The sequence below is a fragment of the Flavobacterium fructosi genome (assembly GCF_042787335.1).
Taxonomy (GTDB): Bacteria; Bacteroidota; Bacteroidia; order Flavobacteriales; family Flavobacteriaceae; genus Flavobacterium; species Flavobacterium fructosi.
The window spans coordinates 36901-60456 of sequence record NZ_JBHZQA010000012.1; the positions used below are offsets into that span (position 1 = coordinate 36901).

A 23556-nucleotide genomic window follows, 5' to 3' on the forward strand; every position below is an offset into this window, starting at 1 on the left:
TAATTATACCTTCACATACCTTAAAAAAACCGAGTGAAGTAATAAAAGGCTTAATTTAATATTGTCCTAGTTTTAGGCCTGTTATAAGATATAATTAGGAATATATTTACAAATAAAATTGTCTTTTTATTAATATATTGTACATTTGAGTCGGATAAAAAAATATTTATGCTTCGAATGAGATTTTTATTATTTCTTACGACACTTAGCTTGCTTAGCGTAAATTGTTATTCAGTAACTGCAGCACGCTCAAATAAAGAAATTGCTGACTTATCAAAACAAGCAACTTTTTATTATTCTAATTCTAATTTTGAAAAATCATTAGTGACAGCAAGACTTGCCTTGCGTCATGCTATTGTGCTCAAGGATGATGACCTTATAGCAAAATGTTATAAAATAATAGGTGCAAATTTTGAGAAACTATCACAATTTGATAAAGCTATTTTTTTTTATAACAAAGGACTGTCTTATGTTAATATGACCGGTAATGATACCATTAAATATGGAATAAATAATAATTTAGGTAACATATATTGTTTTGAAAAAAAGCAATATAAAAAAGGAATTAACTATTACAAAACTTCCTTAAAGAATTGTTATAAGATAGCAGATACAAGCAAAATACTTTTAACAAAACTCAATATAGTATGGGCTTTTTTTGATCTTGGTTTTTACGATGATGGTTTCCCGTACTTGAAGTTCATTAATGCTTACCATAAAAAATTTGGAGATGAAAGTACTATTGTGGCCCTAAATATGCTTAATGGTATGTATTGTGGATTTAAGAAAGATAATAAAAGTGCCACCGCTTTTTTTTTAAAAGGAATTAAACTAGGAAATGAAGGAAATGAAAAATTAGATTTGTCCTATACTCATCAAGAATTTTCCAAGTATTTGTTCAAAAACGGGAGTTATAAGAAAGCGTATGAAAACTTAGTCCTTTACGATAAATTTACGATTGATCTTTTTAATAAAAAGATGGATGAAAAAGCGAAATTGGCAGGAATTAATCTTGAGTTGGAGGAGTATAAAAGAGAGGTAGAAAAAATTGAAATTGAAAAAGAATTGCAATCTCAAAATCTAAGGAAATCAAAAATTATTGTTCTTTTATTTATAATTGTTTTAAGTGTTTTATTACTACTTATTTATACGTTGTTTAAAAATAATAATTTTAAGAAAAAAATAAACACAGAGCTTTCATTTACTAATGACAAATTAATTCTTGCAAAAAATAATGCAGAAGAAGCTTCATTATTAAAATCCCAATTTGTTTCAACAATAACTCATGAACTGAGAACCCCGTTGTATGGTGTTATTGGAATTACTAATATGCTTTTAGATGAGCATCAAGAATTAGCTGATAGTCCACATTTAAAATCTTTAAAATTTTCAGCGAGATACTTATTGTCGTTGGTTAATGACGTACTCCAAATTAATAAAATAGAGGAGAATAGAGTTGTTCTTGAAAATTTAACATTCAATATTTCGGATGAATTAAATATGATTAAAAACTCCCTTTTATTTTTAGCAAAAAATAATAACAATACAATTGTTTTGAAGATTGGGTCAACAATTCCTGAGAATTTAATTGGAGATAAATTAAGACTCTCCCAAATTCTCATAAATCTTGTAGGCAATGCTTTGAAATTCACCACTAATGGAGAAGTATTAATTGAGGTGAATTTATTAAAAATAACAAATAAATTTCATTTTATTGAATTCAAGATTAAGGATAATGGAGTAGGTATAGCCATGGAGGATCAAGATAAGATATTTGAAAAATTTGTGCAGGTAGGAAGAAAAGAAGACGACTATCAAGGAACTGGTTTAGGTTTGTCTATCGTCAAACGTCTCCTAAAATTATTTGGAAGCGATATTTCTTTAGAAAGTACCGTTGGTGTTGGAACCGAGTTTGCCTTCACGATAGCCTTTGAATCAGATACTAATAAGAGTAACGAAATAATAAATAACATTCAAGTTGATTTATCCTTAAACAAATTATTGAAGGTTTTAGTGGTAGAAGACAATAGAATTAACCAAATTGTAACTGAAAAAATACTCAAAAAAAACAACTACACCTGTAGCATTGTAGATGATGGATTTCAAGCTTTAAAACTGCTGGAAGACGAAGATTTTGATATTATATTTATGGATATTAATATGCCATTAATGAACGGGTTTGAGACCTCAAAAAGAATTCGGAATATTGGTATAAAAACACCAATTGTGGCACTAACTGCTTTTGATAAAGAAGAAATAACGGAGGAAGCTCTTTCAGCAGGAATAAATGACATTATAGTAAAACCTTTTGATTCAAATACATTGTTTAAATGTATTGATAATCTTAGTTCTAAAAAATTAAAACCAATTTGATTTAGCCTTTATTGTAGAATATAAAAATCGTTAAATCAGTAGGGAATTTAATTATTCCGATGATCTAACGATTTTTATTTATTCAAAGAAAATAAATATTCTAATACTTATTTAATGGTAATTGTTTTGTGTGCTAATTTCTTATTACTCTCTTTTTTACCAATTTCAACATGAAGAATACCATCTTTGTAGCTTGCTTCTACATTATTTTCATCAATATATTCCGGTAGATAAAAAGATCTGTAAAAGGATTAATAATTAAATTCATTTAATAGATAATTTTCTTTTTTCTTTCTTCTTTTTTTCTTCTTGTTTTTCAGAAGAAATCATAAGCATATTATCATCAATTTCAACTTTGAAATCTTCTTTTTTCATTCCACTTGCATCCAAATCAACTTCTAATTTATTGTCTGTTTCTTTTAGATTTATAGAAGGTAAATTGCTTCCAATTGTAGAAAATTTTTTTATCAGTCCAATCAAAAATATCTCTTGTAAAAATATCATCAAAAATTGTATTCACTGAAGAATCAAAATTGTTTCTTTTAACTAAAGTTTTCATAGTTTTATATTTTAAATTGTTTTAATTAAGTAACATAAAATCAGTAAAACATGTAATCTTAAAAATAAATTAACATTTAAAATGTTAAAAAAATACTATTAGTGTTGAAATATATTTTTGAATAAAAAAATAAAAGACATTTCGTACCTGTTAAGCTTTAGATATAAAGAAAATTAATACCAACGTTTTTTATTCTGTTTTGAAACTTCAGATTTTCTTGATTTATGAGCTCCACCACTGCGATTAGAGTTGTTTTGCTTTGCGCCAGGTGCTGTCTCAGGACTTCCTGAATGCCATGGATAAGGATGATCACTTATTATTTTTACATCGGTCTTTGTCAGCCTTTGAATGTCTTTCCAATAAGTATGCTCATCTTTACTGCAAAAAGAAATCGCTACTCCACCATTTCCAGCACGACCCGTTCTACCAATTCTATGGACGTAAGTTTCAGGAATATTTGGTAAATCAAAATTTATAACAAAAGGTAATTGATCAATATCAATTCCTCTGGCGGCAATATCAGTTGCAACTAGAACACCAATTTCTTTATTTTTGAAAGCATCTAAAACACGTTGTCTTGCATTTTGAGATTTGTCACCATGAATGGCTTCAGCAGCAATATTATTTTTTCGAAGTGCTTTAACAACATTGTCCGCTCCGTGTTTAGTTCTTGAAAAAACTAATACATCAGATAGATCTTCGTTTTTAATTAAATGATATAATAAGTTTCTTTTTTCTGTTTTTTCAACAAAATAAACTCTTTGCTCTACATTTTCAGCTGTAGAAGAAACGGGAGAAACAGTAACAGTCACTGGGTCTTTAAGAAATATTTCGGCTAATTCTCTGATGGCAATTGGCATTGTTGCAGAAAAAAAGAGTGTTTGTCTATTATTAGGTGTCAATTTTACAATTTTTTTGACGTCATTTACAAATCCCATATCAAGCATTTGATCTGCTTCATCAAGAACCAGCGTATGTAAATGATCTAAGTCTATAAAGCCTTGTTTTACTAAATCTAGTAAACGTCCCGGAGTGGCAATCAAAACATCAATACCTTTTTTAAGCATTTCTACTTGGGGTACTTGGGAAACTCCTCCAAAAATGGTAAGTTGAACTAAGTTTGTATATTTTCCGTATTGGTCAAAGTTTTGGCCAATTTGTACGGCTAGTTCTCTTGTAGGTGTAATAATTAAGGCACGAATTGGGCTTGCTTTTTTAGATGAGCCCACTATTCTATGCAACTGGTGAATTATAGGTATTGCAAAAGCGGCTGTTTTCCCAGTACCGGTTTGAGCGCAACCAATCATATCTCTGCCTGATAAAATGATTGGAATAGCTTGTTCTTGTATTGGTGTTGCTTCTAAATAGCCTTGTTCAAATACGGCTCTTTGTATACTTTTTGAAAGTGAAAAATCTTCGAATAACATATTTTTAATATTAAATATCTTGTATTAGGTACATAGATAGTGGTGCAAAGATAGTGTTATTTATGGATTAGGTAAATGGGTTATGAGTTTAAGCAATTTATAGCATAAACAGTTATGAGATATGCTGATTCGATTTGATAAAATCAGTAACGAGATAACCAATAAGCTTTCCAATTAAATGATTGTTTTTATCTTCTCCCAGATCCGGTGCACCTTCACAAATATGTAAATACGTAGCATTTTTATATTTTGCAAAAAAGGAAATGAATTGTCGTAGTTGTTCAACAGAGAAACCGCTCATCGTCATTGCGCTGCAAGCTATGTTGGGAATAGCATCCAAGTCAATTTCGATGCCGTAGAAATCATCATTTATGAATTCTAAAGCTTGTTCCATTTCTTGGTTAAACTCTTTTTCTCGTCTAATGTTGATACTGTCATACGTATTGTAGCGCACCCGATCTTCAATTTTTTTAATTATATCAAGAACGCTTTTAGAGGTATAGTTTTCGTGTAAACCAAAAATAAAATATTTTTTCAGAAAACCTTCTTCATAGGCATAGGAAAAACCATTGCCACTGTGTCGTCCTTCTAAAATTCTAAAATCGGAGTGGGCATCAAAGTTTATTGCATTTACAGATTTACCTTTGGCCAGAGCCGATCCTTTAATATTTCCGTAAGAATTATTGTGTCCACCACCAATGATTATTGGGGTTTTTCCTAATTTTACAATATTAAAAATTATATGAGATACATCTTTATCTATTTGCTCTACCAGTTGACTTAGTTTGGCCCGGTCATCAATGTCATTAAAATCTAAATTTTCAACTTCCTTCATTTCTTTGCTAACCTCTAATTGGCCTAAAACAATTAGTTGATTGCCTTTGCAAAACCGATTGTGCTGAATATTAGCAATGCTTTTTATTGCACTTTCCCACGCAGATGCTGCTCCTGGCCGCCCAAAATTAGCGCGTATGCCAATATCTTCCGGGATTCCAAATAATACATATTTAGCATCGGAAGCTTTAAGAAAATCTAATGCATCGCTGTCTTTCGGTATTGTTATCATTTTCTCACCAAATTTTATTTCGCCACTTCTATGGTTGGTAACTTTAGCAAGATCATTGATTGTAAAAGGGGTAATCTTTTCCATTTTAAAAAAATGTTTTTTCCAAAAATACTATAATTGTGTTAACTTACGTTATATGGTAGTTATATATTGTTAAATTTGTAAAAAATAAATTAAATAGAATATGGAAAATCAAAAAAGCAGTTCAAGTCTAAAAGCGGTTATTGCAGTTTTAGCAGTTTTATTAGTGGGAAGTTTAGTATATATTTTTAAAATGACTTCTGATACTGATGTTGTTAAAACAGAATTAAAAACAACATTAACTGAAAAAGAGTCCGTCATGAAAGATTTGCAGGAATTAAAATCTACTTATGATGCTGCAATTTCAGAAAACACTTCAATGTCTGATGAGTTAACTCAAGAGAGAGATAAAGTGGTAAACTTAATGAATGATCTTAGTAAATCAAAAGGAGATGTGGCTTCATTAGCAAAATACAAAACGCAATCAATTGCTTTACAGTCAAAAATGAAAGTTTTGATGGCTGAAAATGAAGGGTTGAAAAAACAAAATACAACCTTAACAACACAACGTGATAGCGCAGTAGTTGTAATAGGAGAAGCAAAAAAATCTAATGAAGCATTAGCTGGGCAAAATGAAGAATTATCTAAAGTAGTTGAAAAAGCAGCAAAATTAACTGTTTTGAATACAAGAGGTTCAGCTTATAAATTAAAAAGTTCTGGAAAAGAAGTTGCTACAGATAAAGCAAGTAGAGCGGATGTTCTTAAAATTAGTTTTACTATTGCTGAAAATCAAGTAGCGCAATCAGGGACTAAATCTTATTATGTTCAAGTTATTGACAGTAAAAACAATGTTTTAGGAGACAAGAAAACAGAAACTTTTGGTGATAATACTTTAACTTACAGTTTTGTATCTAATGTTAATTATGAAAACAAAACAATTGATGTAACAGAGAATTTACGAGGGAAAGACTTTCCCAAAGGAACTTATTTTGTAAATATTTTTGATAAGGATCAATTGGTTTCTAAAACAAGTTTTTCTTTAAAATAATATTTTAAATAATTGCATAAAAAAAGAGGAACTTGGGTTCCTCTTTTTTTATGCAATTATTTCTCCTTCTAGAATTACAATATCAATTAGATTACTCCCAAAAGCATAAGGTAATTGATAATAGGAGGAAATAGGTTTTGTAATAATCAAATTGGCTTTTTTGCCAATGGATATACTTCCGTGCGTTTCAGAAATTCCCATTGCATACGCTCCGTTAAGTGTCGCCGCATTTATGGCTTCCTCTGGAGTCATTTTCATTTTAATACAGGCGGTTGCTACTACAAAATTCATATTTCCTGATGGAGTTGAGCCCGGATTGTAATCTGTTGCGAGTGCTAATGGAAGACCAGCTGCAATCATTTCACGAGCTGGAGTATAAGCAATACTCAAGAAATAGGAACACGAAGGTAAAGCAACAGGCATTGTGTCTGTATTTTTTAATGCTTCAATATCTTCGGGTTTCATAATTTCCAGATGATCTACAGAAAGTGCATTGTGTTTTACTCCCGCTTGAATTCCTCTGATAGAGTTGAATTGATTGACATGGATTTTTGGTTTTAAGCCAAAACGAATTCCCGCTTCCATGATTTGTTCTGTTTCTTCAACTGTAAAATAGCCGGTTTCACAAAATACATCGATATAATCAGCCAGTTTGTTTTTCGCTATTTCAGGAAGCATTTTATTGATGATTAAATCAATATAACCTTTGTGGTCCTCTTTATATACTAGAGGGAATGCATGAGCGCCTAGAAAAGTCGCTTTTATGGTTATTGGATAGTTTTGTGCTAAACGTTGGATAACACGAAGCATTTTTAGTTCTCCATCAACGGTCAATCCGTATCCTGATTTGATTTCGACAGCTCCAGTTCCCAAACTAATCACTTCTTCCAGACGATTTTTTGATTGGTCATAAATCTCGTCTTCAGTAGCTTCGTTTAATTTTGTAGCAGAATTTAAGATCCCACCACCACGATTGGCAATCTCCTCATAAGTCAAGCCATTTATTCGATCAACAAATTCCTGTTCTCGATTTCCTGCATACACGATATGAGTATGACTGTCACACCAGGAGGGTAAAACTATTTTTCCGTCGGCGTCAATACACTTTTCTGGATTTATGTTCGGTAAATCGTCCATTGAACCAAAATCAGAAATAAGCCCATTTTGAATTACTAAATAAGCATTTTTGATCGTTGGAAGAATCGCCATTTCGGCACCGGAAACTTTCAAAATTGAAGAATCCCGAATTTGAAGCAATTCTTTGATATTGATGATTAATGTTATCATTTCTAAAGAATTATTCGGAAACCGTTATTTCAAACATTTTGTCCCAGTTTTTCCCAGTAACAAAAATGGTTTTAGTTTTTGGGTTATAAGCGATACCGTTTAAATAATCATCTGCAGTTGCATTTATTAATTTTCGCAAACCTGAGAGGTTTAAAATTCCTTCTACCGCACCATTGTTAGGATTTACAACGGCAATCGCATCTTTTTGCCATACATTGGTATAAATTTTACCGTTAATCCATTCTAATTCATTGATAGATTTTATTTTAGAATCTCCAGAATACACGTTTATATAATCAATCATTTTTTGAGTGTTTGGATCCATTTTCCAAATTTTCTCCGTTTTGTCCGTTTGATAAATGTATTTCCCGTCATTTGTCATTCCCCAACCTTCAATATCTTTATCATATGTAAAAGTTTTTTCTAGTTTTAATGTTTTTGCATCGTAAATAAAACCTGTTTTTTCTTGCCAAGTCAGTTGGTACATTTTATCATTTATAAAAGTAATTCCTTCTCCAAAATATTTGGCATCAAGATTAATTTGTTTATAAACTTTTCCTGTTCGATAATCGTATTTTCTAAAGTATGAATTGCCTTTTAATCCGGTGCTTTCATATAGAGTATCTTTATAAAATTCTAATCCTTCGGTAAAAGACGCTGTATCATGAGGGAACGTATTTATAATTTTATAGCTCAATAATTTTGGTGTGACATTGGAAACTAGTTCGATTCTGGCGGTAGCTTCTGAGTTTTCGCCTCCGAAATAAACTAAAGCTTTTAGGTTTTGATACCCTAATTTTTGATCTTTCAATTCAAAAGCTACTTTATCAAGATCTTTTTTTGAAGCAATTTTTTTATCATTGACATAGTAAATAATACTATCTACAGCCTTGTCATTTGGGTTTAAAATCCCAATTTGTAGTGACTCTTGAGGCTGATATTGTGCTTTAAATTTAGTATTATCGATGGTAAATATAGAATTTTCGTCTTTTTTTGTATCGTTGCAATTTACTAACGTAATTCCTAATAAAATGATAGTTAGGAAGTTATAATTTTTCATAGTTTAAAATTTTAATACCCCAATATACAACGTTATTTTATAGGTGCAAAGGTATTGCAAAAATATAAAAAGTATTGTATATTTGCACCGGCAAGTCCTACACGACCAGCTCCTGCAGACTCCCCCAGGATGGGAACATAGCAAGGGTACGTGGTTGAGCGGTGCGATGTAGGTCGCTTGCCATTTTTTTTTAATCTTCCATTGCGGAAGATTTTTTTTTTGAATTATTTCGTACAAAAGTGGTCTTCCTTCGGGAGGATTTTTTTATTTTTGGACCTTTCGTATCATAAACACTAAGAAATAGCTATTAAGATGAATAATAAAGTTGTTCTAATTACAGGAGGTTCGTCGGGAATCGGGAAATCAATAGGTGAATTTTTGCATCATAAGGGTTTTATGGTTTATGGTACCAGCAGAAATCCGGAACGAGTTTTAAATTCGGTTTTTCCTTTGGTCGCTTTAGATGTTCGGGATACGGATTTGATTCATGCGGCTGTAGCCAAAGTAATTGCGATTTCTGGAAGACTGGATGTTGTAATCAATAATGCTGGTGTTGGAATTACCGGACCGTTGGAAGAAATTCCAATGCACGAAATCAAAAATAATTTTGAGACGAATTTCTTTGGACCTATTGAAGTGATGAAAGCGGTGTTGCCACAAATGCGTCAACAGCAATCTGGGCTTATTATTAATATTACTTCTATTGCCGGATATATGGGTTTGCCTTACAGAAGTATTTATTCGGCTTCAAAAGGAGCTCTTGAAATAATTACAGAAGCCTTGCGAATGGAAGTAAAGTCTTTTGGCATTCATATTACGAATGTAGCACCAGGCGATTTTGCCACAAATATCGCTTTGGGACGTTTTCACGCTCCTTTAATTAAAGGTTCTGCTTATGAAAGTCCATACGGAAATACATTGAAAGCAATGGATGAGCATGTAGATCGCGGTAGTAATCCAAATGAAATGGCAGAAGCGGTGTATAAAATAATTCAAACTCCGGAACCTAAAATTCATTACAAAGTAGGGGCTTTTATGCAAAAGTTCTCTATTGTTCTCAAAAGAGTCTTACCAGATAAAGTATATGAAAAAATGCTAATGAACCATTATAAGTTGTAATTTTGCACCAAATTTGCGTGAAGGATTGTAGCGGCATCCCTCGCTTTTTAGCGAGGATACAGCGAAAAGCCTGACCCTTGTGGTCACGCCCAAATAAAACACACACACAATTAAATATATAAATACTATGAAATTTTTTATTGACACGGCTAATTTAGCTCAAATTAAGGAAGCACAAGCATTAGGCGTTTTGGATGGAGTTACTACAAATCCATCATTGATGGCTAAAGAAGGGATTACTGGAAAAAACAGTATTTTGAAGCATTATGTGGATATTTGTAATCTTGTTGATGGGGATGTAAGTGCTGAAGTGAATGCTTTGGATTACGACGGAATGGTTAAAGAAGGGGAAGAATTAGCTGATTTGCACGATCAAATCGTTGTAAAATTGCCTATGACTAAAGAAGGAGTTATGGCTGCTAAATATTTCTCGGATAAAGGAATAAAAACGAATGTGACTTTAGTATTCTCTGCAGGACAGGCTTTATTGGCTGCTAAAGCTGGAGCTACTTATGTTTCTCCGTTTATTGGTCGTTTAGATGATGTGTCTACGGACGGTTTAGCTTTGATTGAAGAAATCAGATTGATTTATGATAACTACGGTTATGAAACTCAAATTCTTGCTGCATCTGTTCGTCACACGATGCATATTGTAAATTGTGCTAAAATTGGTGCTGATGTTATGACTGGGCCACTTTCTGCAATTTATGGTTTGTTGAAACACCCATTGACTGATATTGGATTAGCGCAGTTTGTTGCTGATTTCGAAAAAGGTAATAAATAATATTTTTGTTTTCAGGAAACAGTTGATCAAGCTCATTGAATTAAATAAAAGAATCCCATTCGCCGCGGCGAATGGGATTTTTTAGTTGGTTTGGTTTTTTGGTTTGTTATTCTATTTGAAAATTAGTGACCTCCACCAACTTCTATTTCGTGACCGATTCCTTGTTTTTCAAGTATTCCGATTACTTTCCAACCGTAGAATGCTATAAAAGCAAAACATAGCACTGGGATTGCATATGAAGCGTGAATTCCAATGATATCGGCAAGTTTTCCTTGTAATGGTGGTATAATTCCACCCCCTAAAATCATCATTACTAAGAATCCAGATCCTTGAGATGTATATTTTCCTAAACCTGCAATTGCTAGTGAGAAAATACATGGCCACATGATACTTAAAAATAAACCACCACTCATAAAAGCAAAAATAGCGATTGTCCCAGTAGTGAATAAACCAATTAACATAGCAATCATTCCCATTAAACCAAAAATCATTAAGGTTCTAGAAGGTTGATCTTTACCTAAAAAGAAACCAGCAATTTGGAATACAATTACGAATGCGTAACCATATAATGGGGTAACATCCTGACCTGAAACTGCATTAGCGGCCAAAACCACACCAAAAGCTAAATAAGGAATAACGATTAATAATATTTTTTTAAGTTGAGATGATGGGTTAAAAACAGAAATTGCACCTGCCCAACGACCAATCATTAAACTCCCCCAATACATAGACATATATGGAGCTAAAGCCGGTCCTGTAATTTTACCAAAAACATCTGTTTCTAATAATGAACCGAGATTACTACCAATAGTTACTTCTACACCTACATAAGTGAATAGCGCTAACATTCCTAAAACTAATTGAGGATATCTCATTGCGCCCCAACCTTCAGCATTTTTTTGTGCGGTTACATTAGAGAATAATAATCCCATTACAACAACTAATAATGTTGCTACAGAAAGACTTAAACCTAAATAATCTTTTTCTTTATTATCTATAAAACGAGTTATAAATTCAGGATCTTCATAACGGGAGAAGATATAAGCAAAAATAGCTACTAATATTACTGTAATAGCAATAAGTGTTTTCATTGCATTACGAGCTGTTTCAAAAGATGAATCACTTTTTCCTGACGGTAATTTTTTAGAAAAATGGAATAATGCTGCAGCCAATAAAAAAAGTCCGCCAACAAACACATATAGAATTCTCATAGAATCCAATGAATTTGCTTTTTGAGCGAATTCTTCAATACTCACTCCAGAAAAAACGCCAAATAAAGCGAAAGAAACAACTATTGGTCCTATTGTAGTTCCAAAGGAATTGATTCCTCCAGCAAGATTCAATCTGCTTGATGCGCTGTGCGGCTCACCTAACGAAGCCGCAAAAGGTTGTGCGGAAGTTTGTTGTAAAGAGAAACCTAAAGCAACTATGAATAAAGCACCTAAGATGAATAAATAACTACCTTGTGTAACAGCTAATATCATTAAAGCGGCTCCAAAAGTACTAATCAATAATCCGTATATAATTCCTTTTTTGAATCCCCAAGCATTTAGAATATCATTTTTGGCTAAACTACTAAAAATGAAAAGAAGTAAAGCTCCTATGTAATAAGCACCATAAAAGGCAAAATCGATAAGCTGGCTTTGGAACTGGTCTAAACCAAATTTAGCTTTACAAAAAGGGATAAAAACACCATTTGATGCTCCAATAAATCCCCAAAAGAAGAATACTGTAATTAAGGTATAAAGAGCCGAATTATTCGACTTCGTCTGTTCTGAATTCATAATTTTTTTTGGTTTTTTTAGTTTAATTTTTTGTTTTTTTTGCAGTACGACGGGTAAATATATTTGTTAAGTAAATTAAAAAAAAATTATTTAGAATAAATATTTTTAAAATTATAGAATAATCACGTTTTATTAGAAAATGATGCTTTTTTTTTATTTTTTTAAGCTTTCACGTAAAATATTAAAATGACTTCTATTCTAAAATTTTACTTTTTACATCTTTACTGTAATTTCGTCCTATGGGCAAAGTGTAAGAAAGTATTTGAATTCGGTTTCCTTCTATCGATTTTATCTTGTCTATTGCAATGATGAACGATTTATGAATTCTTACAAATCGATCAATTGGCAATCCCTCGAATAATGAAGTTAATGACTTGTGTGTAATGTAAGTTTTATCAATTGTCACGACCTTAATGTATTCTTTCATTCCTTCGATAAACAGAATTTCATCTATTGTTACTTTTACCATTTTCTTGTCTACTTTGATAAAAACATGGGGTTCAATTCGATGTGCTTCAATTTTTATGTTATTCTTTAAATTGATTTCTGTTGATATCCTATTGATGCACTTAATAAATCGGGGTAAGGGGATTGGCTTTACTAAATAGTCTAAAACGTCTAATTCATAGCTTTCGGCAGCAAATTCCCTAAAGGCTGTGGTGATTACAATTTTAGTTTTATACTCTATTAATCGGATCAATTCAAATCCTGTCATCATAGGCATGTTGATGTCAAGAAATACGGCATCTACACTATTGTTATTGATAAACTCAAGTGCTTCCAGTGCATTGCTAAACGTGCCAATAATTTCAGAATCAGGAAAATTGGTAAAATAATTTTGAAGTACTTTTATAGCTAATGGTTCATCATCTACTAAAACACATTTAATCTTCATTATGAATAGGTATTTGTAAAGAGATGATATAATAATTGAACTTTATTTTATGTTCGAAAGTGTATTGGTTCTTAAAAATTAATTTCAACCGCTTCTTAGTATTTATTAGACCGATACCTTTTTTTGTTTTTGTATGCTGTGAAAGTACAAAATTATTCAGAATTTCAAAACTCAAGAGAGTTCCATTAATGACTTTGCAGTTAATCTTTATTTTGAGGTTGCCATTATTTATGCCACCATGTTTAAACGCATTTTCTACAAGAGATATAAAAAGTAAAGGTGGAACTTTAATTTCATCAATATTAGAATCTATATTTATGGCTACTTCTACGTTTTCAAAACGAAGTTTTTCGATTTCAATATAATTCTGAATATAATTAATTTCATTTATCAAGGGAACAAATTTAGTTCCTTCAATATCGTATAGGACATATTCCATCAATTTTGAAAGTTTTATAATCACATCTGGAACTTTATCAGAGGATTCAAGCGATAAAGCGTACAAATTATTTAAAGTATTAAAGAAGAAATGAGGCTGAATTTGATTTTTTAAATATTTTAATTCAATTTTAGATTGATTTTCTTTTATGGCTCTATTTCGTTCCCTTTCCTTAAGCCAGATTAAAGTTAAATATACCGAGGATGCGATCGCAAGGACATAAATTTCACCAATGCATACAGCTACAATATGATTCAATTCAAAAGGTTTGTATTCTCTGTTGGCTTCTGGCCAAATATCTTCAGAAATGATATAATAGGTTAATTCAGTTTTCAATAAATAAACCACCATTAGACTCAATAGTAATCCTACACTATATTTAAAATACTTTGAAGTTAATACATAGCGGGGTATAAGGAAATATAGATTGAAATATACTAATGGAATGTGAAGTGAAAATTCTAAAATATTAGATTTTAATGAATATGTATAATCATTAAAATAAGCGCCCCAACGAAGAAAGTTCATTAAAAAAAACAATCCCCAAAACCAAAAATGGTTCTGATGTCTGATATCAAATTTTATTTCTTTTTTTTTGCGCACTTTTTTTACTTAATAATTAATGGTTTATGCATTAAAATATTGGCTCTTAATTTTTTTACAACTTTAATCAATTTGATAACAAAAAACACTTTTTTTTAAATAAAAATATCAAAAAACAGAAAACAGGTAAAAAAAACACATAAAAAGTGTACTTGAAAAACGTATTGTTGATAAAATTATGTCGTTGGTTTAAAATAAAGTACAGTTGGTATAAATTATTTTTTTTAGAATACCCTTAAAGATAAATTTACCCCATAACTAACAAAAACCTTTGAAAATGAAACAAATTATCTTAATCTTTATGATTATTCTTACTTCGCAAGTTATGCTTGCACAAGTAAAAACTGTCAAAGGTTCAGTGACCGATGTTGTCGGTTCACCATTGCCTGGGGCATCTATTACAGTACAAGGAGAATCAAAAGGAACTATTACCGATTTTGACGGTAATTTCTCTATTGAAGTGCTAAAAGGAAAGACCTTGGTTATTTCTTACCTTGGCTCCGAAACCCAAAAAGTTCTAGTGGGTGACGATCGTGCTATTAAAGTACAATTGAAAGAAGCTGCTTCCACAGCGCTTACTGAAGTAGTGGTAACTTCGCTTGGTATCAAGAAAACCAGAAAATCATTAACGTATTCCGCTCAAGAATTAAAAGGAGAAGAATTAACCCGTGTTAAAGATGCAAATATCATTAATACAATTGCGGGTAAAATTGCTGGTGTTGCCGTAACAAAAAGTGCTGGTGGTACGGGTGGTTCCACAAAAGTGGTTATTAGAGGAAATTCTTCCGTGAGTAACAACCAACCACTTTATGTAATTGATGGTATTCCTTTGTTTAATGGAACTTCAGGTCAACCTAATGCTGCTTTTGGCGACACTGCCGGTGGAAACCGTGATGGAGGAGATGTTGTATCTCTTATTAATCCAGATGATTACGAAGGGATGACAGTTCTTAAAGGTGCTGCTGCATCTGTATTATACGGAAGTCAAGGTGCAAATGGAGTAATTTTACTTTCTTCTAAAAAAGCAAAAGAAGGAAAATCAAATCTTAAAGCTTCCTCAGTAACTACTTTTGAGTCGGCTGCATATTTACCAAAATTTCAAAATGAATATGTTGCTGTAGCAGGAGGCGAAGAAACTTGGGGAGCAAAAGGAGCTTCTAATGACCATGTGAAAGATTTCTTTGATACCGGAAACACACAAATTACTTCATTGGCTTTTTCTTCGGCTTCGGCAATATCATCTACTACTTTATCTTATGCTAATACTAGTGGATCTGGAATTATACCAGGAAGTGGTTTAAAGAAAAATAATTTTGGGATTCGTCAAACAGCAAAATTTTTCAATGATAAATTGAATGTTGCCGCGAATGCAAATTATACTACTCAAAAAGTCATTAATAGACCTGTAAATGGACTGTATTTTAATCCCTTAACCGGCGTTTATTTGATGCCACGAGGCAATGATTTTAATGCCTACAAAGAGAACTTCGAAGTTTTTGATCCTTCAAGAAATATGATGGTTCAAAACTGGATGACTAACAGAGACATTCTTCAAAATCCATATTGGGGAATCAATAGAAATAAGTCAGAAGATACCAATCAATTTTTTAACGGATCAATTGCTTTAGATTATAAAGTAAATAACTGGTTAAGTGTTGCTTCAAGATACAGTTACAATCGTGTAGAAAGTGGTTTTGATAAAAAGATATATGCCACTACACAAGGTACTTTATCTCACACAAACGGAAGATACATAAACGTGAATACTTTAAGCACGCAACGTTATGGTGATTTGATTGCTACAATTAATACTAAATTCAATGAGGATTTTAGTTTTAATGCTAATGTAGGAACAAGTATTACCAATACAATAGGAAATCAAAGAACAACTTTGGATTCTGGTATTGGTGGAGGTTTACAAATAGCAAACTGGTTTACATTGGGTAATTTTGTGAACAATGCCGGAAATTTACAAACGCTAGATTCTTCGAAAGAAGTACAATCTGTTTTTGCAGCTACTACTTTTGGATACAAAGACATGTTGTTTTTAGATCTTGCAGCAAGAAACGACTGGTCTTCTACATTAGTCAATACGAATAATTCAGGTTTCTTCTATCCATCTGTGGGTGTAACTGCTATTATTAGCGAAATGACAACTTTGCCAGATTTTATTAATTTCGGAAAAGTTCGTGCCACTTATGCACAAGTAGGGAATGATATTTTTCCTTTTGTTACTTCTCCAACTAATGGTTTTACTTCAGAAGGTAATAAGCCTGCTATTGCAGCTCCAAAACCTGGAACGTCATTGCGTCCAGAATTAAAATCAGAAGTTGAAATTGGTACAGAATGGAGAATTTTTAATAACAGACTTGGATTCGAATTGTCTTATTATAATTCAGAAACTAAACATCAATATTTACAAATTCTTGCTCCACTAACGAATCCGCTTGGTGTAAAATACTACGGTATTAATGCAGGTAGTATTAAAAACGTAGGTTTTGAAGCTGTAGTTACCGGAAAAATTGTCAAAACCGATAAGTTCTCTTGGGATGCAACGGTAAATTATTCTCAAAATAAAAATACAGTTAAAGAAATTCCAGCTGAATTAGGAGGAAAAGTAATTTTGACTGAAGCTGGAGTGAATAACTACCGTTACGTTTTAGAACAAGGTAAACCCTATGGTGTTATCGAAGGTGTAAATATTAAAAGAGATGCTCAAGGCAGAGTGCTGTTAAATGCTGACGGGACAATTCAAAAAACAGGTTTTGAAGAAGTAGGAAATTCAAATCCAGACTTTATGTTAGGTTTTTCTAACTCATTTAAATTTGGTTCTTTCTTTGCAAATGTACTTATTGATGGAAGATTTGGTGGGAACGTAATGAGTTTAACTGAAGCTATAAATGACGAATTTGGAGTTTCAAAAGCTACAGGAGATGCTAGAAATGCTGGTGGAGTTGCTATTAATGCAGTTTATCCTGATGGTTCTGCTTATGCAGGAAAATATCCAGCCGAAAGTTATTATAAACAAACCGGCGGTAGAGCAGGAGCAACAGGAGAATATGTTTATAGTGCTACTAATGTAAGCTTAAGAGAAGTTTCAATAGGGTACACATTTAATACTAAAAGATTACCTTTCTTACAAACCGCCAGTTTGTCATTAATTGCCAGAAATTTAGGTTTTATTTACAAAGATGCTCCATTTGATCCTAATATTTCATTAAGTACAGGGGAAGGTTTACAAGGTATTGATGTTTACGGAATGCCATCTACAAGAAGTATCGGTCTTAATTTAAACGTAACTTTCTAATCAAAAAATCATGAAATTAAATACTATAAAAAGAACAGCTATTTGTATTTCCTTGCTTGCTGTAGTGAGTTGTACAGATAATTTTGAAGAAATAAATACTAATCCAAACGGTATTACCCAAGAATTATTAGAACAAGATTTTAATCATATAAAAGGTTCATTTGGACCAATGTTCAATAATATAATAGTTCTTACACCAGAATGGAAATACCAAGTTCAACAAGGATTACAAGGAGATATTTGGTCAGGTTATATGGCTACAGGAACTGCTTTTAGAGGAGGAACAAACAACACTACTTATGATCTTGTAGACGGTTGGAATGGTTTTGCTTGGGGATCCGCTTATGGCGATGTAATGTTTAATGCTTACAATGTAGAACAAAAAGCAAAAGGGAAATACGATCAATTTTATGCGTTGTCTTTGATTTTGAAAGTTGAAGGAATGCATAGGATAACGGACACTTATGGACCTATTGTATATTCAAAATTTGGAACTACTGATCCGGTAATTGCTTATGATTCTCAAGACGAAGTTTACAATCAGATGTTTAAAGAATTAGATGTTGCAGTTGCTGAATTAACAAAAAGAGTAGATGCAAATGAAACTTCTACATTTGTAACTACTGATCTTTCATCTTATAAAGGGGATTATAAACAATGGGTTAAATTTGCTAATTCATTACGTCTAAGATTAGCAATGCGTATTGTTAAAAAGAATTCAACTTTGGCGAAAGCGCAAGCAGAAAAAGCCATTACTCAAAAATATGGAGTTATGACTGTAAATGCTGATACTTTCAAAGTAGTATCTCCTACATACAACAATCCAATTGCTACAATTAGCACAGCATGGGGAGACATTCGTATGTCAGCAGATATGGAATCAATAATGGGTGGTTATGCTGATCCAAGGTTACCAATTTTCTTTAATACATCAGTTCAATTTCCTGGTCAGTTCAAAGGAGTTCGTACTGGAATAGAAATTGCTGCTAAAGCTGACCATGTTGATTTTTCAGCGATTGGTCCAATTGTCAATTCAAAAGAGATTGTTTTGATGAATACAACCGAAGTATATTTATTAAGAGCTGAAGGAGCTTTACGAGGTTGGAATATGGGTGAAACAGCTCAAAGTTTGTATGAAATGGGTATAACTGCTTCTTTCAGTCAACATGGAGTTTCAGGCGCTACGGCTTACATTGCTGATAATGTGAAAACAGCAAAAGCGTATGTAGATCCTAATTTTCCAGCAAATAATGGTGCAGCATTAAATAATGTGACTGTTGCTTGGGATGTTGCTGCCACAAATGAAGTGAAGTTGCAAAAAATCATTACTCAGAAATGGATTGCTAGTTTTCCGGAAGGACAAGAAGCTTGGTCAGAATATAGAAGAACAGGATATCCAAAATTATTACCGGTTCTTAAAAACACAAGTGGAGGTAAAATAGATTCTAATTTAGGGGTAAGAAGGGTAAACTTTGTACAGTCTGAAAAAGATGGAAATGCAGGTGGTGTAGCCACTGGACTAACAAAACTTGGCGGAGCTGATACTGGAGGAACTAGACTTTGGTGGGATACTACCGGACCTAACTTCTAAAAAGATAATATAGATTGAAAATAGAAATGGTGTAAGTGATTCCTATTACTTACACCATTTAAAAAAATGCATATCTTTATAAAGTAGAATTAAAATAAAATAAAAATGAAAAGTGCTTTAGAAATTAAACCAGACATCAGCTATAAAAGTGCCGGTAAATTCGAAGAAACTAGATTTGAAAAAATTCATAATGAAATTTTCAAAAACTCAACAGAAGCCTCTGTAATTGTAGCGCAGGAAATTGCCGAATTGATTAAATCAAAAGAAAAGCAAAATAAATCTTGTGTTCTTGGTTTGGCTACTGGCTCTTCACCTATTAAAGTGTATGAAGAACTAGTTAGAATGTATAGAGAAGAAGGCCTTAGTTTTAGTAATGTAATCACTTTTAATCTGGATGAATATTATCCAATGACTAAAGAGAACAATCAAAGCTATCATTATTTTATGCATCAGCATCTTTTTAATCATATTGATATTAAGCCTGAAAACATACATATCCCAGACGGAACTATAGCCATTGAAGAGCTGAATCAATACTGTATTGATTATGAAATGAATATTAAAAATGCTGGCGGACTTGATTTTCAATTATTAGGTATTGGTCGTACGGGTCACGTAGGGTTCAATGAACCAGGATCCCATATCAACTCGGGCACTCGCATAATTACTTTGGATCACATTACAAGAGTCGATGCTTCATCTGATTTTAATGGGATTGACAATGTTCCTAAAAGAGCAATTACCATGGGAGTTTCAACTATTCTAAGATCTAAAAGAATTGTATTAATGGCTTGGGGCCAAAACAAAGCAGATATAATAAAAAGAACAATTCAAGGCGATATTAGCTCTGAAGTTCCTGCGACATTTTTGCAAAATCATGCTAATGCTACGTTCGTTTTAGATCAATCGGCAGCTTCGGAATTAACCCGTTTTAAAACACCGTGGTTAGTGGGCGAATGTATTTGGACTCAAGAGTTAAAAAGCAAAGCAATTGTTTGGCTGTGTCAAAGTACCAATCAATCTATTTTGAAATTGACCGACAGAGATTACAATAATAACGGAATGTCTGATCTTTTAGCATTAGAAGGTTCCGCTTACGACTTGAATATAAATATGTTCAATGTATTGCAGCACACCATAACCGGATGGCCAGGAGGTAAACCTAATACTGATGATTCCCATAGACCGGAAAGGGCTAATCCTGATAAGAAAAGAGTGATCCTTTTTAGTCCGCATCCTGATGATGATGTGATTTCTATGGGAGGAACTTTTTCTAAATTAATAAAACAAGGACACGATGTTCATGTGGTTTATCAGACCTCTGGAAACATTGCAGTAACAGATGATGAAGCTTTGAAATTTGCTGAGGTTTGTAATGATTTCATTGGAGATGCTAAAACTAAAATGAATTTTCAAGCGGTTATAAATTTTTTAAATAATAAATCAGAAAATGAAGTCGATACAGTTGAGGCTAGAAAATTGAAAGGATTGATTAGACGCCGAGAGTCTTATGCAGCGACAAGATATATTGGATTAAAGGAGGAGAATATTCATTTTCTGGATATGCCGTTTTATGAAACAGGACATATAAAAAAAAATCCGTTAGGTCCTGAAGATATTGCAATAGTTCAGGGTATTATCGCAAAAATTAAACCTCATCAGGTTTTTGCGGCAGGAGATTTAGCAGACCCACATGGTACACATGAAGTTTGTCTTAATGCTATATTTGAGGCAATGAAACAATTGAAGCCTGAGAAATACATGAATGATTGTTGGTTGTGGTTGTACCGAGGGGCTTGGCATGAATGGGATATTCATGAAATTGACATGGCTGTACCTTTAAGTCCAGATGAAGTTCTACTAAAAAGACATGCTATTTTATATCACCAATCTCAAAAAGACAGAGTGATGTTTCAGGGAAATGACTCCAGAGAATTTTGGGTAAGAGCAGAAGATAGGAATAAGCATACGGCTAAATTATATGATGATTTAGGGTTAGCGGAATACGAAGCGATTGAAGCTTTTAAGCGTTTTGATTATTAAAAAGAACAATGAAAACATATGAAATACATCTTAATCCTACTGATTATTCCTTTTTTATCTAATTCACAAATTAAAAAGGAAGAATTAGATCTGATGCCGTGGCCGCAGAATATAAATTTGACCTCAGGAACTTTTACTTTATCAAAAAGTTTTAAATTAAATATTACCGGCAATCCCAACCCTCGAATTTTTGTAGGAGCGACCAATTTTTTGAGAAGATTAGATGGCAGAACTGGATTATTTTTGGAACAAGCTTTTATAACAAAAAACAATGAGGTTCCTGGTGCAGAATTACAAATTAATTGTATCCGAAATGGGAAAGTAGGATTGAATGAAGACGAAAGTTATGCCTTAACGATTTCTTCGAATAAAATAATGATTAATGCGGTAACAGATCTTGGGGCATTGCATGGGTTAGAAACATTGTTGCAATTATTGCAAAACACAAGTATTTCGTATTATTTTCCAATGGTTGAAATTACGGATTCTCCAAGATTTACTTGGAGAGGATTAATGATAGATGCAGCAAGACATTTTCAGCCTGTAGATGTTATTAAAAGGAATCTCGATGCAATGGCTTCAATGAAAATGAATGTATTTCATTGGCATTTAGCAGATGATCAAGGTTGGAGAATTGAAATTAAAAAGCATCCTAAATTGACTAAATTAGCTTCAGATGGATATTATTATACTCAGGAGGAAATTAAAACGGTCGTAAAATATGCTGATCAAAGAGGGATTTTAGTGGTTCCGGAAATTGATGTTCCGGGGCATGGTTCGGCAATATTGACTGCTTATCCAGAAATTGGAAGTAAAGTAAGTAATGAAGTTACCTATACAGTAGGAAGAAGGTCAGGGATTTACACGCCAACATTAGACCCGACAAATCCAAAAACATATCAGTTATTAAGTGAAATTTTCGATGAAGTTTGTCCATTGTTTCCAGGAAACTATTTTCATATTGGTGGTGATGAAAATCAAGGGAAAGAATGGGATGCAAATCCTAAAATACAAGAATTTAAGAAGAAAAATGGATTAGCTAACAATCATGAACTGCAGACGTATTTTACAATGAAATTGATTCCAATGTTAAAAAAATATAATAAAGAATTAATGGGGTGGGAAGAAATAATGACAAAAGATATGTCCAAAGAGGCTATTATTCATTCTTGGAAAGGAGCGAATGAAAGTGTTGTTCCAGGAGGATCTCTTATCGCTGCTGCAAAAAATGGTTACAAAACAGTTTTGTCCAATGGCTATTACATTGATTTAATGCTTAGCATACAAAGTCATTATTTGAACGATCCGATACCAAAAAATATTGTTCTTACTGCTGAGGAAAAAGCAAGAATATTAGGAGGCGAAGCAACAATGTGGAGCGAACTGGTGACGCCTTTGAATATTGACTCCAGAATTTGGCCAAGAACTGCGGCTATCGCTGAAAGATTGTGGTCTAATGAAAATATTAATGATTTGAATAGTTTGCATAAAAGATTGAAAACGATCTCTTTTAGATTGGAAGAATTAGGCATTATGCATCTTAGAAACAAAGAGGTGATTTTAAGTAACATCTGTAATAATCAAGACACAAAAGCATTGAGAGATTTTTCTAATGTTTGTGAACCACTAAAAAATTACAAACGAAATGGAGGAGGGAAAAAATATTTTATGTTTTCTCCACTAACTTTATTTGCTGATGCCTGCACAGCAGATGCTTTTGATGCCTATGCTTTTGATATAGCGGTAAACAATTTTTTAGAAAATAAAAATAAAGAAAGTCAAACGGCGGTGACCAATTTTTTCAAAAAATGGATTGCTATGGATGCAGATTTAAATAATTTAAGTGGCAATGCGCCGCTAATTCAACCGCTTCTGCCTTTATCCAAAAATTTAAAGGACATATCCGAAGAACTTTTATTAGTTATAGAAAACAAAAAAACAGTTAACACTGATCAATTAAATGGTTTATTAGAACAATTTAATACCAGAAGTCCCGCCGATGTTGAAGTGGTAGTTTTAGCTAGTTTAAAGAAATTAAGTCAGTGATATATTCCAAAAGATAAGTATTAAAATTAAGCTTGTTTGGTTGTTAATTTTAAAGAAAATATAAGTGTAAACAAGCTTAATTTTCATCGCATTTTTCCAGGACT

16 protein-coding genes, 1 other RNA gene and 1 pseudogene are annotated in these 23556 nt (G+C 32.5%); 9 read left to right on the forward strand and 9 right to left on the reverse strand.

Annotated elements, in window-relative coordinates; genetic code table 11:
- Positions 1 to 177 precede the first annotated feature (177 nt).
- The gene (locus ACFX5D_RS14790) at positions 178 to 2373 is read left to right on the forward strand and encodes a response regulator (protein ID WP_379858980.1); all 2196 of its coding nucleotides are present in this window, start codon (positions 178 to 180) and stop codon (positions 2371 to 2373) included.
- Positions 2374 to 2480: 107 nt separating this feature from the next.
- Here ACFX5D_RS14790 and ACFX5D_RS14795 read toward each other — a convergent pair.
- The 4 genes and pseudogenes from ACFX5D_RS14795 to ACFX5D_RS14810 all read right to left on the reverse strand — a co-directional run.
- A pseudogene (locus tag ACFX5D_RS14795) lies at positions 2481 to 2612 on the reverse strand (Hsp20/alpha crystallin family protein); the annotation flags it as partial.
- Between the two features lie 25 nt (positions 2613 to 2637).
- A complete protein-coding gene (locus ACFX5D_RS14800) occupies positions 2638 to 2877 on the reverse strand; it encodes an Hsp20 family protein (protein WP_379858982.1) in 240 nt (79 codons plus the stop codon).
- A gap of 228 nt (positions 2878 to 3105) precedes the next feature.
- On the reverse strand, positions 3106 to 4359 hold the full coding sequence (locus ACFX5D_RS14805; RefSeq protein ID WP_379858983.1) for a DEAD/DEAH box helicase: 1254 nt from the start codon (positions 4357 to 4359) through the stop codon (positions 3106 to 3108).
- Between the two features lie 112 nt (positions 4360 to 4471).
- Entirely contained in the window at positions 4472 to 5509 is a 1038-nt protein-coding gene (locus tag ACFX5D_RS14810) for a formimidoylglutamase (protein WP_379858984.1), read from the reverse strand.
- Between the two features lie 100 nt (positions 5510 to 5609).
- Between ACFX5D_RS14810 and ACFX5D_RS14815 the strand changes: the two genes are divergently transcribed.
- The gene (locus ACFX5D_RS14815; protein ID WP_379858985.1) at positions 5610 to 6494 is read left to right on the forward strand and encodes a hypothetical protein; all 885 of its coding nucleotides are present in this window, start codon (positions 5610 to 5612) and stop codon (positions 6492 to 6494) included.
- A gap of 48 nt (positions 6495 to 6542) precedes the next feature.
- Here ACFX5D_RS14815 and hutI read toward each other — a convergent pair whose 3' ends face one another.
- A complete protein-coding gene (hutI, locus tag ACFX5D_RS14820; protein ID WP_379858986.1) occupies positions 6543 to 7781 on the reverse strand; it encodes an imidazolonepropionase in 1239 nt (412 codons plus the stop codon).
- 10 nt (positions 7782 to 7791) lie between these two features.
- Complete coding sequence (locus tag ACFX5D_RS14825; RefSeq protein WP_379858987.1) at positions 7792 to 8841, reverse strand: glutaminyl-peptide cyclotransferase; 1050 nt, start codon at positions 8839 to 8841, stop codon at positions 7792 to 7794.
- Positions 8842 to 8929: 88 nt separating this feature from the next.
- Here ACFX5D_RS14825 and ffs point away from each other — a divergent pair.
- The 3 genes from ffs to fsa all read left to right on the forward strand — a co-directional run bounded on the left by ffs (position 8930) and on the right by fsa (position 10744).
- Positions 8930 to 9027, forward strand: an RNA gene (gene ffs, locus ACFX5D_RS14830) — signal recognition particle sRNA small type.
- 126 nt (positions 9028 to 9153) lie between these two features.
- Positions 9154 to 9960 carry an SDR family oxidoreductase gene (locus ACFX5D_RS14835; protein ID WP_379858988.1) on the forward strand — a complete coding sequence of 269 codons (807 nt, stop codon included), beginning with the start codon at positions 9154 to 9156 and terminating at the stop codon, positions 9958 to 9960.
- Positions 9961 to 10087: 127 nt separating this feature from the next.
- Positions 10088 to 10744 carry a fructose-6-phosphate aldolase gene (gene fsa / locus ACFX5D_RS14840; protein ID WP_379858990.1) on the forward strand — a complete coding sequence of 219 codons (657 nt, stop codon included), beginning with the start codon at positions 10088 to 10090 and terminating at the stop codon, positions 10742 to 10744.
- A 122-nt stretch (positions 10745 to 10866) separates the two neighbouring features.
- Here fsa and ACFX5D_RS14845 read toward each other — a convergent pair whose 3' ends face one another.
- From ACFX5D_RS14845 to ACFX5D_RS14855, 3 genes are all read right to left on the reverse strand, one after another.
- Complete coding sequence (locus ACFX5D_RS14845) at positions 10867 to 12528, reverse strand: MFS transporter (RefSeq protein WP_379858991.1); 1662 nt, start codon at positions 12526 to 12528, stop codon at positions 10867 to 10869.
- Between the two features lie 193 nt (positions 12529 to 12721).
- Complete coding sequence (locus ACFX5D_RS14850) at positions 12722 to 13423, reverse strand: LytR/AlgR family response regulator transcription factor (protein ID WP_379858992.1); 702 nt, start codon at positions 13421 to 13423, stop codon at positions 12722 to 12724.
- Positions 13413 to 14465: a sensor histidine kinase gene (locus tag ACFX5D_RS14855; protein WP_379858993.1), complete on the reverse strand. Its 1053-nt coding sequence runs from the start codon at positions 14463 to 14465 to the stop codon at positions 13413 to 13415. Before ACFX5D_RS14855 ends, ACFX5D_RS14850 begins: the two co-directional genes overlap by 11 nt.
- Before the next feature lie 277 nt (positions 14466 to 14742).
- Between ACFX5D_RS14855 and ACFX5D_RS14860 the strand changes: the two genes are divergently transcribed.
- From ACFX5D_RS14860 to ACFX5D_RS14875, 4 genes are all read left to right on the forward strand, one after another.
- Positions 14743 to 17772 carry a SusC/RagA family TonB-linked outer membrane protein gene (locus ACFX5D_RS14860; protein WP_379858994.1) on the forward strand — a complete coding sequence of 1010 codons (3030 nt, stop codon included), beginning with the start codon at positions 14743 to 14745 and terminating at the stop codon, positions 17770 to 17772.
- Between the two features lie 10 nt (positions 17773 to 17782).
- Complete coding sequence (locus ACFX5D_RS14865) at positions 17783 to 19363, forward strand: RagB/SusD family nutrient uptake outer membrane protein (protein WP_379858995.1); 1581 nt, start codon at positions 17783 to 17785, stop codon at positions 19361 to 19363.
- Positions 19364 to 19468: 105 nt separating this feature from the next.
- Complete coding sequence (gene nagB, locus ACFX5D_RS14870) at positions 19469 to 21406, forward strand: glucosamine-6-phosphate deaminase (RefSeq protein WP_379858996.1); 1938 nt, start codon at positions 19469 to 19471, stop codon at positions 21404 to 21406.
- Between the two features lie 18 nt (positions 21407 to 21424).
- Positions 21425 to 23452: a beta-N-acetylhexosaminidase gene (locus ACFX5D_RS14875; RefSeq protein ID WP_379858997.1), complete on the forward strand. Its 2028-nt coding sequence runs from the start codon at positions 21425 to 21427 to the stop codon at positions 23450 to 23452.
- Positions 23453 to 23556: the final 104 nt, after the last annotated feature.

Excerpts from the sequence above, each read along its gene's own strand:
- ACFX5D_RS14815 (WP_379858985.1), top strand. The coding sequence starts at position 5,610 with ATGGAAAATCAAAAAAGCAGTTCAAGTCTAAAAGCGGTTATTGCAGTT.
- hutI (WP_379858986.1), bottom strand. The coding sequence starts at position 7,781 with ATGATAACATTAATCATCAATATCAAAGAATTGCTTCAAATTCGGGAT.
- ACFX5D_RS14790 (WP_379858980.1), top strand. The coding sequence starts at position 178 with ATGAGATTTTTATTATTTCTTACGACACTTAGCTTGCTTAGCGTAAAT.
- ACFX5D_RS14810 (WP_379858984.1), bottom strand. The coding sequence starts at position 5,509 with ATGGAAAAGATTACCCCTTTTACAATCAATGATCTTGCTAAAGTTACC.
- ACFX5D_RS14805 (WP_379858983.1), bottom strand. The coding sequence starts at position 4,359 with ATGTTATTCGAAGATTTTTCACTTTCAAAAAGTATACAAAGAGCCGTA.
- ACFX5D_RS14850 (WP_379858992.1), bottom strand. The coding sequence starts at position 13,423 with ATGAAGATTAAATGTGTTTTAGTAGATGATGAACCATTAGCTATAAAA.
- ACFX5D_RS14825 (WP_379858987.1), bottom strand. The coding sequence starts at position 8,841 with ATGAAAAATTATAACTTCCTAACTATCATTTTATTAGGAATTACGTTA.
- ACFX5D_RS14835 (WP_379858988.1), top strand. The coding sequence starts at position 9,154 with ATGAATAATAAAGTTGTTCTAATTACAGGAGGTTCGTCGGGAATCGGG.
- ACFX5D_RS14860 (WP_379858994.1), top strand. The coding sequence starts at position 14,743 with ATGAAACAAATTATCTTAATCTTTATGATTATTCTTACTTCGCAAGTT.
- nagB (WP_379858996.1), top strand. The coding sequence starts at position 19,469 with ATGAAAAGTGCTTTAGAAATTAAACCAGACATCAGCTATAAAAGTGCC.
- ACFX5D_RS14800 (WP_379858982.1), bottom strand. The coding sequence starts at position 2,877 with ATGATATTTTTACAAGAGATATTTTTGATTGGACTGATAAAAAAATTT.
- fsa (WP_379858990.1), top strand. The coding sequence starts at position 10,088 with ATGAAATTTTTTATTGACACGGCTAATTTAGCTCAAATTAAGGAAGCA.
- ACFX5D_RS14875 (WP_379858997.1), top strand. The coding sequence starts at position 21,425 with ATGAAATACATCTTAATCCTACTGATTATTCCTTTTTTATCTAATTCA.
- ACFX5D_RS14845 (WP_379858991.1), bottom strand. The coding sequence starts at position 12,528 with ATGAATTCAGAACAGACGAAGTCGAATAATTCGGCTCTTTATACCTTA.
- ACFX5D_RS14865 (WP_379858995.1), top strand. The coding sequence starts at position 17,783 with ATGAAATTAAATACTATAAAAAGAACAGCTATTTGTATTTCCTTGCTT.